This is a genomic window from Micropepsis pineolensis, from assembly GCF_055392125.1.
Genome location: NZ_AP042408.1, coordinates 548,006 through 564,378, shown reverse-complemented (window position 1 = coordinate 564,378; position 16,373 = coordinate 548,006). Strand labels below are relative to the sequence as shown.

12 protein-coding genes are annotated in these 16,373 nt (G+C 58.7%); 5 read left to right on the top strand and 7 right to left on the bottom strand.

Going from position 1 to position 16,373, the window contains the following annotated elements; translation table 11 throughout:
- Positions 1-2: 2 nt before the first annotated feature.
- The 3 genes from ACZ5RI_RS02655 to hemC all read right to left on the bottom strand — a co-directional run bounded on the left by ACZ5RI_RS02655 (position 3) and on the right by hemC (position 3,228).
- Positions 3-1,499: a circularly permuted type 2 ATP-grasp protein gene (locus tag ACZ5RI_RS02655; RefSeq protein ID WP_464514560.1), complete on the bottom strand. Its 1,497-nt coding sequence runs from the start codon at positions 1,497-1,499 to the stop codon at positions 3-5.
- 89 nt (positions 1,500-1,588) lie between these two features.
- Positions 1,589-2,293 (bottom strand): uroporphyrinogen-III synthase, encoded by a 705-nt coding sequence (locus ACZ5RI_RS02650; protein WP_464514559.1) that lies wholly within the window; start codon positions 2,291-2,293, stop codon positions 1,589-1,591.
- A complete protein-coding gene (gene hemC, locus ACZ5RI_RS02645) occupies positions 2,284-3,228 on the bottom strand; it encodes a hydroxymethylbilane synthase (RefSeq protein WP_464514558.1) in 945 nt (314 codons plus the stop codon). Before hemC ends, ACZ5RI_RS02650 begins: the two co-directional genes overlap by 10 nt.
- Positions 3,229-3,273: 45 nt before the next feature.
- On the opposite strand from hemC, the gene tsaD reads away from it, so the two are divergent.
- From tsaD to ACZ5RI_RS02620, 5 genes are all read left to right on the top strand, one after another.
- Complete coding sequence (gene tsaD, locus ACZ5RI_RS02640) at positions 3,274-4,326, top strand: tRNA (adenosine(37)-N6)-threonylcarbamoyltransferase complex transferase subunit TsaD (RefSeq protein WP_464514557.1); 1,053 nt, start codon at positions 3,274-3,276, stop codon at positions 4,324-4,326.
- Positions 4,327-4,346: 20 nt separating this feature from the next.
- Complete coding sequence (xth, locus tag ACZ5RI_RS02635; RefSeq protein ID WP_464515536.1) at positions 4,347-5,147, top strand: exodeoxyribonuclease III; 801 nt, start codon at positions 4,347-4,349, stop codon at positions 5,145-5,147.
- Positions 5,148-5,155: 8 nt separating this feature from the next.
- Entirely contained in the window at positions 5,156-5,740 is a 585-nt protein-coding gene (locus tag ACZ5RI_RS02630; protein WP_464514556.1) for a histidine phosphatase family protein, read from the top strand.
- A 185-nt stretch (positions 5,741-5,925) separates the two neighbouring features.
- On the top strand, positions 5,926-8,055 hold the full coding sequence (locus tag ACZ5RI_RS02625; RefSeq protein WP_464514555.1) for an alpha-glucuronidase family glycosyl hydrolase: 2,130 nt from the start codon (positions 5,926-5,928) through the stop codon (positions 8,053-8,055).
- A gap of 148 nt (positions 8,056-8,203) precedes the next feature.
- The gene (locus tag ACZ5RI_RS02620) at positions 8,204-8,527 is read left to right on the top strand and encodes a hypothetical protein (RefSeq protein ID WP_464514554.1); all 324 of its coding nucleotides are present in this window, start codon (positions 8,204-8,206) and stop codon (positions 8,525-8,527) included.
- A gap of 59 nt (positions 8,528-8,586) precedes the next feature.
- Here ACZ5RI_RS02620 and ACZ5RI_RS02615 read toward each other — a convergent pair whose 3' ends face one another.
- The 4 genes from ACZ5RI_RS02615 to ACZ5RI_RS02600 form a co-directional block, all read right to left on the bottom strand.
- Positions 8,587-10,023, bottom strand: coding sequence for a mannitol dehydrogenase family protein (locus tag ACZ5RI_RS02615; RefSeq protein WP_464514553.1), 1,437 nt, complete (start codon positions 10,021-10,023; stop codon positions 8,587-8,589).
- A 98-nt stretch (positions 10,024-10,121) separates the two neighbouring features.
- A complete protein-coding gene (locus ACZ5RI_RS02610; RefSeq protein WP_464514552.1) occupies positions 10,122-11,813 on the bottom strand; it encodes a GH35 family beta-galactosidase in 1,692 nt (563 codons plus the stop codon).
- Between the two features lie 116 nt (positions 11,814-11,929).
- Positions 11,930-14,992, bottom strand: a complete 3,063-nt coding sequence (locus ACZ5RI_RS02605; protein WP_464514551.1) for a TonB-dependent receptor — start codon at positions 14,990-14,992, stop codon at positions 11,930-11,932.
- A gap of 205 nt (positions 14,993-15,197) precedes the next feature.
- Positions 15,198-16,259, bottom strand: coding sequence for a LacI family DNA-binding transcriptional regulator (locus tag ACZ5RI_RS02600; protein WP_464514550.1), 1,062 nt, complete (start codon positions 16,257-16,259; stop codon positions 15,198-15,200).
- Between the last annotated feature and the right edge of the window lie 114 nt (positions 16,260-16,373).

Genomic DNA, 16,373 nt, shown 5'->3' with positions numbered 1-16,373 from the left:
CGTTACTCCCCTAAAACCCAGGTGTCTTTGGAGCCGCCACCCTGACTGGAATTGACCACCAGCGAGCCGCGCTTCAGCGCCACGCGGGTAAACGCCCCCGGCACCAGCCGCGTCTTGCTGCCATGCAGAATAAAGGGGCGCAGATCGATGTGGCGGGCTTCAATGCCGCCATTGGCAAAGGTCGGGGCCGAGGATAACTGGATCGTCGGCTGGGCGATATAATTGTCCGGATTGGCTTTGATGCGTTCACCAAAATCCGCCCGCTCGGCCTGGGTGGCGTGGGGGCCGACCAGCATGCCATAACCACCAGATTCGCCGACCGCCTTGACCACCAGCGTGTCGAGATTGGCCAGCACATGCGATAAGGCTTTTTCTTCGCGGCAGCGGAAGGTCTCGATCTGATCGAGGATGGGTTCTTCCGACAGATAATAGCGGATCAGCCGCGGTACATAGGTATAGACCGCTTTGTCATCGGCCACGCCGGTACCAAGCGCATTGGCGATCACGACATTGCCTGCGCGATAGGCATTAAACAATCCCGGCACACCAAGCGAGGAATCCTCGCGGAAGATCAGCGGATCAATATAGTCGTCGTCGATCCGGCGATAGATCACATCGATGCGTTTTAAACCGGATGTTGTGCGGGCATAAACGACATTATCGTTGACCAGAAGATCCCGGCCTTCGACCAGTTCAATGCCCATCTGGCGGGCAAGGAAAGCATGTTCGAAAAAGGCCGAGTTGAACACCCCCGGCGTCAGCACCGCAATCGAGACATCATCCTGAAACGGCACCAGCGAACGTAAGGTGGCCAGAAGTTCGCTCGAATATTGCTCGATCGGCCGGACTTTCAGACTGCGGAAGGTGTCGGGAAAGGCCCGGCGCACCACATCGCGCGCCGCCAGCATATAGGACACGCCGGAGGGAACGCGTAAATTATCCTCCAGTACGGCAAAGCGGCCATTCTCACAGCGGATCAGATCGGTACCGCAAACATTGACATAAGCATCGTGGGGCACGGCAAGACCGCGCATCTCACGGCGATAATGCCGCGAGCCGTAAATCATTCCACGCGGGACCACGCCGTCTTTGAGCACACGGCCCTCATGATAAATATCCTTGAGGAACATGTTGAGCGCCAGGATGCGCTGGCTCAGACCGGCTTCCAGCATGCTCCATTCCGCCGCTGTAATAATGCGCGGAATAAGATCGGTGGGAATAATCCGCTCGGTCGCTTTGTTTTTATCACTATAGACCGTGAAGGTAATGCCCTGATGCAGAAAGGTCTGCTCGCAGGCCTGCTGACGACGATAGAGTTCCTCGGACGGCAGCGTACTAAGCGCCGCATAAAGCGCGTGGTAATGGGGGCGCGGCTGGCCGTCGGGGGTGAACATCTCGTCATAGGCGGCGCCCAGCTCGTAATGGGTAAAGGGCGCGTCGCATCCCGGCCGTGCCGCCGATTTTATCTCTACAGGTGCCTGGGCAGGTTCTGTTGTCATTCGGTCCAGCAGCAAAGTCGCCTCGTATCTAGCGGATAAATTGAACGAGGAACGTTTGGTGCCGTCAAGCAGCTTGTAATGAAGAAAAACTATCCTGCTTGCGAAGATGGCAGTGTGGCGAGTAATGCGGCACGATTGGGTTGGTCAGAGATGCGAAAATAGGCAAGCTGTAGGGGCTTGAGCATTTTTGCCGCAGCCGCGCTGATGCAATAGGCGCCAATATCTGCACACGGCGCACGCAAGCCCCCCGCGATGACCACATCCCGGAACAGCGCAGCACTGGCCGGGGAAAAACAGAACACCCCTTCCAGCGCACCGCTGCGTAACGCCTGTGTCGCCTCGTCGCTTAACCCCCCGGTCGCCACCATGTCATAGGCGTCGAGCCGTTCAACACCATAACCCGGCACCGATAACGGCTTGCCACCCCGGCCGGTGACATGCAGCAGCCGGCTCCCCGGCGCCACCCTGGCAGACACACAATGAGCCAGCGCCCCGGCATCGCCATCGGCAGAGGTCACGGCGGTAAAGCCCGCCGCCCGAAGCGCGTCTGCGGTCTGCGGCCCCACCGCCAGCACCGGCACATCGCGCCCCCGCCAGATCCGCGCCAGCGCCGCCGCGCCATTGGCGCTGGTAATCAGAATTCCATCGTAATCAGCCACGGGTGGAGCGGGATCAAAAAACTGCACCGTCATTAAGGGGGCAATCAGCGCTTCGAAGCCACGCGCCCGCAAATCTGCGGCAAAGCTTTCGCTTTGGGCCAGCGGCCGCGTGACGAGGAACCGCTTTAGAGCCATTGTGCCGCCTGAGGCCGCAACGATGCCCCCATTTCAAAACCCAGTTCGGCAATGGCCGCTTTGTTGCGGGCATAATCTGCCCCCAGCGGCATGGCGAACCGGGTCCCGATCTGATCGGAACCGTCCGGAGCAATGACCTCGCCAGCAAAGCGCAACATGTCACCGTCGATCTGCGCCAGACCGGCAATCGGTGAATGGCAGGAACCACCAAGACCGGCCTGAAACGCCCGCTCGGCCGTTACGCACAGCGCTGACGGGGCATGATCGACCGCCGCCAGCGCGGCAACCGCGATTTCATTGTCCAGCCGCGCTTCCAGTCCGATGGCCCCCTGCGCCAGCGCGGGCATCCAGCCTTCCCCATCCATGATCTGACCAACACGATCCGCCAGCCCCAACCGGTCGAGCCCCGCCGCCGACAACAACAGCCCATCAAATTCCCCGCCATCCAGTTTGCCCAGCCGGGTATCGACATTGCCGCGTAAGGGGGAAACGGACGCACCTTTTAAGGACCGGGCGATCTGGGCGGCACGGCGCACCGAACAGGTGCCGATATGGGGGGCATTTTTCAGTGTGGCGACACCCTGGGGTAAAACCATTGTGTCAAAAGGGGATTTTCGTTCCAGCACCGCGATCAGTCCAAGCCCATCAGGCAACTGTGCGGGCAGGTCTTTCAGCGAATGGACGGCAAAATCGATGGTGCCCTCCAGAAGGGCTTCTTCGAGCTCTTTGACGAACAGGCCTTTGCCGCCAAACTCCGCCAAAGGCTTACGAATCCGGTCGCCACTCGTCTTAACCGTAACGATCTCGCAAGGCCTGCCGGCGGTCTCGGCCACTGCCCGGGCGGCAATCCCGGCTTGCACCAGCGCCAGGCGCGAGCCACGCGTGCCCAGCCGTAAAGGGGCCTTCAAAGGAAGGGGTGGAGTGTCGGCCATCATTGGTCTATTCGAATCCCGGTGAAAGCGTATCATGGACATAAAGAATTGCGTGAATGGACCGTTCTGGGGCTGGAAACAAGCTGCGATGAAACCGCCGCTGCAATTGTTCGCGGCACCCCGCCCGGACCCGGCGAAATACTGGCTAATATCGTATTCAGCCAGCTGGAGGAACACCGGCCCTATGGCGGCGTGGTGCCCGAGATCGCCGCACGCGCCCATGTCGAGGCGCTGGACGGCATCATCGCCCGCGCCCTGGAAACGGCCGGTATCGGTTTAAGTGATGTTGATGCCATTGCCGCCACAGCCGGGCCCGGCCTGATCGGCGGGGTCATGGTGGGGCTGATCAGCGCCAAGGCGCTGGCACTGGCCGCCGGTAAGCCACTGATCGCCATCAACCATCTGGAGGCGCACGGATTGTGCGCACGAATGAGCAGCGGGGTGAAGTTCCCCTTCCTGCTGCTGCTGATTTCGGGGGGGCATTGCCAGTTGCTGGCGGCACGCGGGGTGGGCGATTTCACCCTCTATGGTACCACCATCGATGATGCCGCGGGCGAAGCCTTCGACAAGGTCGCCAAGCTGCTCCACCTGCCTTATCCCGGTGGCCCACGCATTGAAACCCTGGCCCGCGAGGGTAATCCCAAGGCTTACGCCCTGCCCCGGCCGATGCATGGCCGCGCGGGGGCGGATTTCTCTTTCTCCGGCCTGAAGACCGCCGTCCGCCAGCAGATCCTGAACGGCCCGGTGGTGCTAGCCGATATGGCCGCGTCGTTCCAGAGCGCCGTGATCGATATTCTGACCGAACGGACCGAACGGGCCATGGCGATGTTCGCCCGCGATTTTCCCGACGCTGACGCCCCCGCCTTTGTCATTGCCGGTGGGGTGGCGGCCAATGGGGCGATCCGCGCCGCGCTCAGCGCAGTGGCGACCCGCCACGGCTTCCATCTCGAGGTTCCCCCGCCCGCCCTGTGCACCGACAACGGCGCCATGATCGCCTGGGCCGGGGTCGAGCATACCGCACTGGACCGCTTCGATGCCCTCGACTGCACCGCGCGAGCCCGCTGGCCGCTATATCCGACACCCGCCGAACTCAGCCCATAAACCACCCAGCCCCGAAAAGGATCTGCATGAAAATCGCCACCTGGAATATCAATTCGGTCCGCCTGCGTATCGATCAGGCGCTGCAGTTCTTACAGCAGGAACAACCGGACGTTTTCTGTTTACAGGAAATCAAGGTGGCGAACGAACTGTTCCCGGCCGCGCCGTTTCGCGATCTGGGCTATGTCCATCAGGCGGTTCATGGTCAGAAGGCTTATAACGGGGTGGCGATCCTGTCGCGCCTGCCGATTGTCAAAAGTGAAAGCCTCGATTTCTGCCGCGAGGGCCATGCCCGCCATCTGGTGGCGCATTTTGAAAATGGCGTCGAGCTGCACAATTTCTATGTCCCAGCCGGTGGCGATGTGCCGGACAAGGAACTAAACCCCAAATTCGCCCACAAGCTCGATTTTCTGGCCCGCATGAAGGCCTATTTTGCCGGGCGCAAAGACCGGGCCAGTGCATCAGCCGTGCTGGTAGGCGATCTGAATATTGCGCCGCTGGAAAACGACGTCTGGAGCCATAAACAACTCCTCAATGTGGTCAGCCACACCCCGGTGGAAACCCGCACCCTGCTGGAAATTCAGGCAGCGTTTGATTTTACCGATGCCACGCGCCACTTCGTGCCGGACACCCAGAAAATATATTCCTGGTGGAGCTATCGCGCCGCCGACTGGAACACATCGGACCGCGGCCGCAGGCTGGACCATGTCTGGGTCTCCCCCGCCCTGAAAGCCTCCTTAAGCGCCCAGAAGATTTTCCGCGACATGCGCGGCAACACCAAGGCTTCGGACCATGTGCCGGTGGCCGTCGAACTGAAACTATAGGACACCCAGTGCGTATTGCTTTAATCCGTCACGGCAGAACCGAATGGAATGCTCAAGGGCGGGTACAGGGATCGATTGAAACCGATCTGTCCGCCGAAGGCCGCGCCATTTTGGCCGCCAGGCGCATCCCTGCCCCGTTCGATACCGCACGCGCCTTTGCCAGCCCGCAAAAACGCGCCCGCCAGACCGCCGAAATCCTCGGGCTGCACCCCACGCTGGACGCCCGCCTGCGTGAGCAGAATTGGGGTATCTGGGAAGGACTGTCGCGCGCCGAAATGCGCACCCGCTATGGCGAGGATTGCTTCGACAAAGCCGGGATCGGCCTGGCTTTTCGCCCCCCCGAGGGGGAAGCCAATTTCGAGCTGGTGGCGCGGGTCAAATCCTTCCTGCTTGATGTGGCACACGAAGGCAGCACGGCCGTGGCGATTGCCCATATGGGCGTGCTGCGCGCCGCGTTTGCGCTGGGCAGCGGCTGGGACATGACCGGCACCCCGCAGGGACTTGATCTGACGGCCGCACTGGTGCTGCAGGTGACGGGTGAAAGTATCGCCATCGATACGGTGTGCCTGCCGCTGGAACTGCGTTCAGTTTAAAAATACTCTTCTTACGTAAAAAAAAGCCCGGCCCGATCATGCGCGCCGGGCTTTGACTTACGTATTCGCCGACTTTATTGTGACCGCTCCCATGTGAGAAAATATTGGGTTTTCAGAGCGTCGTAATTCTCTGAAAATCCGGCGCCGACAGGGACGGCGGCAATGAACAGGGTGTGGATACCGTTATGCGCAAATTGCCCGATCTGGTGCTGTGTCTTTTGCTGTTGATCCCGATCAGCCCCGCCTTTGGTGAGGATGGCTATGATCTGTGGCTGCGCTATCCCACCATGACCAAGACCGAGGCCGCCCATTATCCCGTACGCCAGATCACCCCGCTGGACCACAGCCCCAGCCTGAATGCCGCGGTGACGGAGCTGCAGCGGGGGTTAGGCGGCATGTTGGGCCGCCCGGTGAAAACCGCCCGCGATCTTCACGATGGCGCGCTGCTGATCGGCCGGGCCGATGCCCCCGAACTGGCGGACCTGCATCTGAATCAGGAAAATCTCGGGCCGGAAGCCTTTGTCATCCGCAGCACCAGACTGGACGGCCATGCCGTTACGGTGATCGCCGGCGGCAGTGATATCGGGGCGCTGTATGGTGCCTTCCACTATCTGCGGCGGGTGCAGACACGCCAGCCGGTCGATCATCTGGCGCTTGTCGACGCGCCCAAAATCCACAACCGGATACTGGACCACTGGGACAATCTCGACCGCACGGTCGAGCGCGGTTATGCCGGTTTCTCAATCTGGGACTGGCCCAAGCTGCCCGACTATGCCGACCCGCGCTATACCGATTACGCCCGCGCCAATGCCTCGGTCGGTATCAATGGGGTGGTGCTCAATAACGTCAACGCCCAGGCGGAAATCCTCACCCCCGATTATCTGGACAAGGTCGCCGCGCTGGCGAAGATTTTCCGCCCCTATGGCATCAAGGTTTATCTGACCGCCCGGTTCAGCGCCCCCATTCATCTGGGTGGCCTGAAAACCGCGGATCCGGCCGACCCCGCCGTCAAAGCCTGGTGGCAGGCTAAAACGGACGAAATCTATCGCCACATCCCCGATTTTGGCGGCTTCCTGATCAAGGCCAACTCCGAAGGTGAACCCGGCCCACAGGATTACGGCCGCAGTCATGCCGATGGTGCCAACATGCTGGCCGATGCACTGGCCCCCCATGGCGGCATCGTGATGTGGCGCGCCTTTGTCTATGCCAGCGATCCCAAGGTGGACCGGGTGATGCAGGCGGCGCGAGAATTCACCCCGCTGGATGGCCAGTTCCGCGACAATGTGGTGATCCAGATCAAGAATGGTCCGCTGGATTTTCAGCCGCGCGAACCGTTCAGCCCGCTATTCGGCTCGATGCCGAAAACCCATCTTGGGCTGGAGCTGCAGATCACCAAAGAATATCTCGGCTTTGCTACCCATCTGATCTATCTCGGCCCACTGTTTGAGGAAGCTTTGCAGGCCGACACCGAGACCCGCGGCCCCGGCAGCACGATTGCAAAAATTATCAGTGGTCCGCACAGCACCATTGCCGGGGTGGCCAATATTGGTACCGATCGCGACTGGTGCGGTTCGATCTTCAGTCAGGCCAACTGGTATGCCTTCGGCAGGCTGGCCTGGAACCCGGACATGACCAGCAACCAGATCGCTACCGAATGGGCGGCAGAAACCTTTACCCCGGACCCGCATTTTGTCACCCCGGTCCGCACTATAATGATGGCCTCGCGCGAGGCGGCGGTGGCCTATATGACCCCGCTGGGGCTGGCCCATCTGATGGGCACGGCTCACCATTATGGCCCGGCCCCCTGGGTTGATAATGCTGGTCGGGCCGACTGGAACCCGGTCTATTATCATCGTGCCGACGCAAACGGTATCGGGGTCGACCGCACGATCACCGGCAGCAATGCAGTGGCACAATATGCCCCCACTGTTGCAGCACGTTTTGCCGACCGCCATCAGATCGATGAGAAATATCTGTTGTGGTTTCATCATGTCGGCTGGGATGAAAAACTCCACTCCGGTCGCACCGTATGGGCCGAACTTGTGTTTCAGTATGACCGGGGTGTGCAGCAAGCCACCGCCATGGGCCAAAGCTGGGCGACGATGCAGCCTTTTGTTGATGACGAACGGTTCGCTAAAACACGTGCTTTTTTGACGATACAAGCCCACGAAGCGCAATGGTGGCGTGATGCTTCGATCGCTTATTTCCAATCAATCTCGCAGCACCCGCTGCCCGCCGGTGTCGCAGCACCCGCCCATCACCTTGAGTATTATAAGAAACTGAATTTCCCCTACGCACCAGGTACCTTGCGGTAAAGGTTAAAACGCAATTTCCGGAACGGCGTCCCATAGACGCGCTACTATTTTCCTGCGACGGATTCTCCGCCGTCGCCCCGTTACATGTGCGTTGAAGCAGCTTCAGAACAGAAACCGCCGGTCATATCGACCGTCAGAGGAGGCCCCCGTGCGCAAAATCTTCTTGGCAGCCATCGTGCTTGCCGCTCTTCCGGCGCAAGGTGTCGAACGGCTTTGCATCGATCTGGGTCAGCAAGGTCATTTCGATGCCAAAATCATAGACGAAAAAACTTTTCTGCTGCAAAACGCCAACGACAAAACCCAAGCCCCGTTACAGGTCACCACCAGTTGCATGGGGCTGAAACCAACCGACAAGATCGGCATGCCCAGCGCCGCCAACTGCGTATCGGTCGGTGAAACCATCGAAGCCAAACCGGAAAAGGGTGAGCCGCAGGTCTGCACCGTGGCCCGTGTCAAACGCACCGAACGCTAAAAAAATCCCCGGTCCTGCTGGACCGGGGAAGATCTGAGTAATGAAGGGTAACCACACCGTTAGGCGAGGTTACCCGCTGCAAGTGCCGCATAGGCCGCCGACACCGCATCGATAAACGCGGCATTGCCGATCAGTGCGGCGGGAAAGACGTGATTAAGCGCAAAAAAGCGCGGCAGATCCTCGGCGGCCGTGCCGGTGCAGGATGTGCCGACCGCAACAAGCTGTTCCGTCAGCGGATCATTGAAGCTGCGCCCGGCTTTGGCTTCACGTTCGACAAAACGCATCCAGGCCGCCACCGGCAGCGCCAGGCGGCCAACGCCGCGACCCGCGGCCAGATTATCGACAATGGTGCCCAGCACGCGGTAGGGCAGCTTCTGCGAACCATCCGAGGCAATCTGGATGAGCAGATGGGTTAGTGCCGGATTGCGGAACCGCTCCAGCAACGCCGAGATATACGCCCCGGTATCAAACCCCGGCACCGGGCGCAGTGACGGCACAATATCCTCGCGCATCATGGCCTCGACATACTGACTTAAGGGCCCGTCTTTCATCGCAGCCTCGACCGAGGTCGCACCGCGCAACAGCCCGGCATAGGCCAGCGTGGAATGGGCCCCATTGAGCAGACGCAGCTTGGCCAGTTCATAGGCTTCAACATCATCAATGACATCGGCGCCGACCGAGGCAAAATCCGGCCCATCGGAGCCCAGCACATCCTCGATCACCCATTGCAGAAACCGCTCGCGCTGGACCGGGGCACTGTCGGCGAGGCCGATCCCCTCGGCCACTTTCTGACGCACCTCGTCGGTGGTGGCGGGGGTGATACTGTCGACCATGGTGCAGGGAAAACGCACGGCGGTGGCCAGCCAGGCGGCAAAGGCTTTATCCCCCAGCGCGTCGGCATAATCGAGCACCGCCCGTTTCAGCTTATGGCCATTGCCCATGACATTATCGCAGCTCATCGCGATGAAGGGGGCAACACCAGCGGCCCGGCGGCGGCGCAAACCTTCCACAATCCAGCCTACCAGACTGACCGGGGCCTGAGGGTTGGCAAGATCGTGAATAATATCAGGATGGGCGGCGTTAAGCCCGCCATCGGAACCCAGGCAATAGCCCTTTTCCGTCACCGTCATCGTCACCAGCTTGACCGCTGGGTCGCACAGCCGGGCGAAAATCGGCTCCAGCCCGCCATCGACGGTAAGATATTCCTTGATCGAGCCGACGATGCGGAACTGAGGGTGTACCTCCAGCTCGGCCACGGTGTAGAGGCAATCCTGGGCCAGCAGCGCCTCGGCCGAGCCGCCGGGCCGCAGCTCCACCTCGCAGATGCCCCAGCGCGGATCCTTGGCCAGCAAGGAATCGATGTAACAGGCCTGATGGCCACGATGAAACGCGCCGGGACCGAAATGGACCACGCCGACCGAAACCGCAGCGCGGTCATAGGCAGGCACAAGGACACCAGATTTGACGGCAGAAAGCGTTTTAAGCGAGAGTTGCATGGTTATGACACCGGTTTCTGTTCTTTCCGGTCTTATACCGCGATGCCCGCTCGCCGGAAAGTAGAAAGCGGGATTTAATGCCGGACGTTCCGCCGCCGCTAGTGATAGCGGTAAAGGCGGACATGCAGAATGCCGAATTCATTGACCGGCAGACGGATAAAACGGGCCTGATTGGTCAGATCCCCATTGAGACGCCGCCCGGCCTGCCAGATGCCGCCAACGAAACGCCCTTCCTCGACACGATCAAATCCCACCACATCCCGACTGGCGCCGCTTACCGCCGCATAGAAGATCAGCCCCGTACCAGCGACGATAAAATCGTCGGGTCCGGTCTGGATGATCAGGCCGCCATGGGCACCCGGCTTGGTTTCAGCCGGTTTGGCGCCAACCGAGGTCGGCGGCGGTTCGGTGCTGAGAATTTTGAAACGATAGCCGCCAAGGGACAGGTTTTGCGGGGCAAGATCGGTTACCCCGTCGAAATTGGTCGGGGCGCGAATGCCCAGCATTTTCCCGGTACCCTGCGCCTTCAGGATCAGCGGTGCCAATTGCTGCAGCACGCCATAACCTGCGCCAAGCGAGGCGATATCCTTGTCGCCAAAATACTCCGGCGCATAGGGCGAAAAGCCAATCGCATTCAGCCCCCCAAACGCATAGAAGGCGTTGGCCGCCATTTCCTCGGCATTGACCCGGCCGGTTTCGGGAATGAAGAACGGGTTGTCCGGGCGGCTATACGTGCCAGCCCATTCGACGAAATTCGGGAAATAGAGATCCGGCGACAGCATATCGATTGCCGGGGCAGCGGCGCGCCACACATCGTACAGATGGGGCAACGGTCCGCCACTGGGATATTCCCCCGGCTTACGACCGGGGCGGATCAGCGCCGCGTTGGCATACATCGGCAGTGCATAGACCGCCTTACCCGCCGCCGCTACCTTGCCGGTATACAGCGCCTGGCACCAGGCATTGAAGATTTCATCGGTTTCTATCCCGACACCGAAAGTATCGGCCCAGGATGCCCCCGCCTTAGAGCCGTGGGTTTGCCACGCCGTCTTTAAAGCCGGGGCCAGAGTATCCAGATGGGCGGCAAGATAATCGGTCAGCGCCCTGGGCACCGGCGCAGCAAAGGCCGCATCGGCATCGGCGCTGTGGTCACGGGCATCGGGCAGCATGCCGACTTCATTTTCGACCTGCACCATCACCACACTGTGCTGTTTGGCATCGGCCGATTTTACATGCGCCATCAGGGCGCGAAAAGCTGCACTGTCGGCTGCCAGCGCGTTGGCGCTGGTCGGGCTTAAGATTTCCTGCGGCACACCATTGGCATCATGGCTGCGGGCAAAGCGGGTTTGATCACGCTTGACCCAGGCCGGGGCATAGCTCGACATGCTGTTCTTCCAGCTGCCAAACCATAACAACACCAGACGCATATGATGCTGGCGGGCATCGGCAAGCAGAAAATCCACTGATGAAAAATCGAATTTGCCTTCCTGCGGTTCAATCAATTCCCACGATACCGGAGCAATGACGGTGTTGAACCCCATCCCGGCAAGCTTATTCCAATATTGTCCCAGGAAGCGGCGGTCTGATGCGGTGGAGTTTTCCAGCTCGCCACCCAAAATCAAAAAGGGCGCACCATCGACGACAAGCTGATGGCTGCCGTGATTTTGCACCAGCCGTGGCTGAGCAGAATCCGGAGCCACCGGCCCGCCCTGCGCAAAAGTGGCGCTGGAGAAGAAAACGGTAGCCATCAGGATGAAAGGAAAACGAAAAAGCGCAAACCCGTTCGGCATCGGATCCCCTTGCCTTCTTTTGCAAACCGTTTGGAACGGCCCATAAAAACCATATACCACTTTTACGGGTACGGCAGTATCCGGCGCTGCCATTTAAACAGCGCCGGATCTTTTGATCAGAACGTACCGTGAATGCCGAACATGATGATGGTGCCCGACTTGTAGATGGAATAGGGCGCGCTTTCATATTCGAAATAGCTGCGCTGCTTTTCACCTAAGACATTTTGAGCACTGAAGGTGAATTCCGGATCGCTCATAATCTCGCGGCCGACAAGCTTGGAGAGTTTGTAGCTGGCCGATAAATCCATCTGGCCATAATCATCCGAATAAATCCGCGCCGCCGTCACGCTGTTCTGATTATTGCTCGACTGGGCCGAACCCGCTGTAAAGGCATAGGACAGCCGCACCATGAAGCCATCACTTTCGTAATAGCCGGTGACGTTATAGGCGTAAGGCGGAATATCGGTCGCAACCGCAGGCGCGGCCCCGGTGCTTTTCTGATCGAGGAAGGTGATGTTGGCCGAATAGCCGAAACCTTTCAGCCCATAAGGTTCAAGCAGGAAATCGAGCGGCTGAACCCAGGTCAGCTCCAGCCCCTTGATGGTCATCAGCCCTTGCGCATTGACCTGCTGGGATACCGTAATCATCGTGTTGTCGTTCCAGCCACCACGATTGGTGATGGCCGATTGCTGCGTCGTGGTCAGCAGATCATATGTAATGCCATACTGCTCAAGATAGGTGATCGGCTTGGTTGATGAGCCGGTGACCGTGAAGCCTTCCATCTGCTTTTCGAACACCATGGCGCCGATATAACCTTCACCACCGGTATAATATTCGGCACCGATATCGAAGTTATCCGAGAAATAGGGCTTCAGATTCGGATTGCCGATACTGGCATCCGCCGCCGACGGATCACTGAAAGTCAGCCCCGGTAGCATCGAGCTGGGATTGGGCCGGGTCATGGAGCGCGATGCCGCCACGCGCACAATCAGGCTGTCAAACACTTCATAAGACGCGTTGACGGATGGCAGAATGGCCTGATAGGCCGTATTGGTCATCGCCATATAATAGGTGTTGGGCAGATAGGAGCCGTCGGACAGAGAGGAGTTCTCTGCATTGGTGATGGTCACCGGCCCGGAAATCGCCTGATCGGTTTCTATCCAGCGAATACCGGCATTATAGCGCAGGCTGTGATCGTTGATATAAGCGTTACCATTGACTTCGAGGAAGAACCCCTTGGTCTTTTCCTGCACAGAGCCTGAGCTGGCGCCGGTGCTGGAGGACGTGACGAAGGAAGCCTGTTTTTCGTAATAGCTGTAATTGGTAGCGGCTTTCAGCTTTTTGATATTGATCGTCGGTGCACTGTTACCGTGGAAGTCAATGTAATCCGAAACGCTTGACGCGGTGACGGAAGAGCCCTGCAGGCTCGATTGCGTATAGTAGGACGGATAATAGGACGAATAGGTCGAGACATTGTCCAGCCCGGTGCAGCTTGGCTGCGTGTTGGGCGATGCCGCCCAACTTGAGGAATTTCCACCGCAAACCGATTGCTGGTAATAGTTGGTCGCTTCCAACGCCTCGATCGAGCGCAGCGTATCATCGTAATCGCCACCGACCTTCACACTAAACTCGTCACCGCCATAGGTGAACGAGCCGTGCAGGCCCTTGGTCGCGGTATAGCGTTTTTCCTGTTGGATATACGCCCGCCCGATCTGAAAACCGGATGCACTACCCTCGGCCGCAGACGAATTATTCGACCACTGCCACAGGCTGGCGTTGTTCAGACTGATATTATTGGTGAAGGTCGGAATCCCGCCCGTGTTGGTATAATTCACCGTCAACCCGGCACTGGGATTGGTGACAAACATGAAGTCCGGCAGGTCCCGGAAGAAGTGGCTGCGGGTATAATTAGCATTGAAATCGAAATGCAGTTTGTCGGTAATCTGCCACGACATGCCTGGGTTAAGGCCTATAAAATCCTGCTTCTCGTGATATTCGGCTGCTTCCAGCATGTACTGAGCATTGGTGAAGGTGGCACTGGTCACCACACCATTAGTATCCGTCTCCATATTCTCGGTAATCAGTTTGCAGTTACGGCCGCATAACCCAAGATAATTGGCATCATAGGCATTAATCACCCGGCCATACTGGACATCGGCATAGAACTGCAAATTATCGTTGGGACGATATTCAAGGCTGGTCACCGCATTAAAGCGTGTGCGGTTACCCTCCTCCTGCATGGTACGGCCAATCCGCGGGATGAGCGCATTGCTATACTCGGCCGTCGTTACATCGGGATTGTGTGATTGTATCCAGGCGGCATTAATGGTTTCACCCGCGGTCAGCCCCGCCGCCGTGGTCGGCACGGTGCTCGGCAGGCTAATACCTTTACCCCCGATGGTATTGCAGGTTTCACCGGTGGCGCACTGCGCTGTGGACAAGGACGTTGTGGTGTAGCCGACGGTTTCGTACCCCGTCGTTTTGAAATTATTGCTGACGGTCGAAACGCCGACCAGCAGACCCCATTTGCCCCAGGTGTCGCTGGCGACCAGCGTACCATGCGGGCTGTAGGAACCGCCATTCTGATTATAACTGCCCTGTAGGTTATAGGTCAGTTGCGGACCGGGATGGTCGAAGGGGCGCGCACTGCGCATATTGACCACGCCAGCGATACCGCCTTCTTCCTGATCGGCACGCGGGGTTTTCTCGACCGAAAGCTGGCTGAACAGCTCGGTCGGAAACATGTTGAGGTCAACTTCACGGTTCTGGTTCTGCGATCCCTTGGCGCCGGAGGATGCTATCGCAACCGGAGCCCCGTTGAGCAGTACTTTGGTGAAGCTGGAACCAAGACCGCGGATCGAGATCGCTACGCCCTCGCCATCAACATCACGGTTGATATGAACACCGGGAATGCGATTGAAGGATTCTGCAATATTGGTGTCGGGAAATTTGCCGATATCTTCCGAGAATATCGACTCCGAGAAACTTACCGAGTCTTTTTTGGCATTGGTCGCGCTGGTCAGGCTGGCGCGGTAGCCGGTCACCGTGACGACTTCCATAGTATCGTCCTGGGCAAAGCCTGCGGTCGACAACATAGTCATCGTCGCGGCACTGGCCAGCAGCGCAGCAGCCAGACATCCTTTGCGACCGATGCCGAGGGTGCGGTTCCTTATGTACATTCCTATCTCCCTGTTTTTTATTTTTATGATTATGCGCCATCATTGGTAGCGCTCCCTTATATCTGGGAGCGCTACCATCCGCCCGTTTGTGACGCCGGGTCAAGCACACTTATGAGAGAAATATCTCAGATGCGCGGCTTTGCTGTTTACGGTGCCCCAAAAAGCACACGGTAAGCGCAGGCCAATGCCGCACACGGACGGTGTTTCAACCCTTGGGGGAAGTTACAGATTCCCGCAGGATTAAACTGTGGGGGATCAGGATGTTTTCCTGAACAATCCGCCCGCCGGAACGCGTGGTGCTGATATCCCGGATCAGAACGTCGATTGCTTTGGCACCAATTTCAGAAATCGGTTGCCGGATGGTGGTAAGTTCCGGCCACACCGAACCGGCGATGGTGTCGTCGAAGCCGACCACAGACAAATCGGCAGGAACATTCAAGCCACGGCGATGGGCAATTGACAGCACCGCCGAAGCCATATCGTCATTGCCGGCGAAAATCGCCGTCGGCCTGGCATCCAGCGATAACAGTGCGTCCCCCGTCTCAAGACCAGAGCGATAGCTGTTATAGCCCTGGGCCACCAGATCCGCGCCAATTTCCACTTTGGCATCGCGCAGGGCACTGCGAAAACCCAGATAGCGCTGCTTACTCGACGTGTGGCCGGGATGGCCCTTGATAAAGCCGATACGACGGTGACCAACCTCCAGCAAATATTTGGCCATTTCGTATGCGGCGGCGAAATCGTCAATACCAACACAGCTGACATCGCTGCGGAACCGCCCGGTGGCAACGCCGACAATGGCAATACCGGATTTTGTCAGGCTCTGGATCAGCTCGGTGGACTGGCTCAGCGGAGCGGTCAGCAACATGCCATTGATACCACCGGCGACCATGCTCTGGATTGCTTTGCGGGCGGCCGTCGTATTGCCTACTTCACATTTGTCGACCACCAGCTGGGCACCATGGCGGCTGCTGCTTTCCAGCGCGCCAATCAGCAGTTCGCTGAAATAGGCCACCGACGGATTATTATAGAGCAGGCCAATCCGCGCCTCGGTCTGGCTGGCCAGGCTGCGGGCCGCTTTGTTCGGGGTATAGCGCAGCGCTTTGATCGCTTTATTGACCAGCTCGCGCGTTTCGGGGCTCACCGAAGCTTCGTCGTTGACCACACGCGAAACCGTCGTCTTCGACACCCCCGCAGATTTGGCGACATCATAAATGGTTGCCGCAGACTTGGGTTGGGTCTTCTGCTTCTTCGATTTGCCGAGCATTCAAAAATCCGTCTGCGAAAAATTATCCCACGGCCGAGGCATGACGCTCATGCAGCACGGGTGGTGATGAAAGCGCTACCATCATCGGCCAACACGCCATTTCTGACAAGACAG

Bases quoted from the DNA above. Each gene is read 5' to 3' on its own strand.
- hemC (WP_464514558.1), bottom strand. From the start codon at position 3,228: ATGATGGCCGACACTCCACCCCTTCCTTTGAAGGCCCCTTTACGGCTG.
- ACZ5RI_RS02625 (WP_464514555.1), top strand. From the start codon at position 5,926: ATGCGCAAATTGCCCGATCTGGTGCTGTGTCTTTTGCTGTTGATCCCG.
- ACZ5RI_RS02615 (WP_464514553.1), bottom strand. From the start codon at position 10,023: ATGCAACTCTCGCTTAAAACGCTTTCTGCCGTCAAATCTGGTGTCCTT.
- ACZ5RI_RS02605 (WP_464514551.1), bottom strand. From the start codon at position 14,992: ATGTACATAAGGAACCGCACCCTCGGCATCGGTCGCAAAGGATGTCTG.
- ACZ5RI_RS02600 (WP_464514550.1), bottom strand. From the start codon at position 16,259: ATGCTCGGCAAATCGAAGAAGCAGAAGACCCAACCCAAGTCTGCGGCA.
- ACZ5RI_RS02610 (WP_464514552.1), bottom strand. From the start codon at position 11,813: ATGCCGAACGGGTTTGCGCTTTTTCGTTTTCCTTTCATCCTGATGGCT.
- ACZ5RI_RS02650 (WP_464514559.1), bottom strand. From the start codon at position 2,293: ATGGCTCTAAAGCGGTTCCTCGTCACGCGGCCGCTGGCCCAAAGCGAA.
- ACZ5RI_RS02655 (WP_464514560.1), bottom strand. From the start codon at position 1,499: ATGACAACAGAACCTGCCCAGGCACCTGTAGAGATAAAATCGGCGGCA.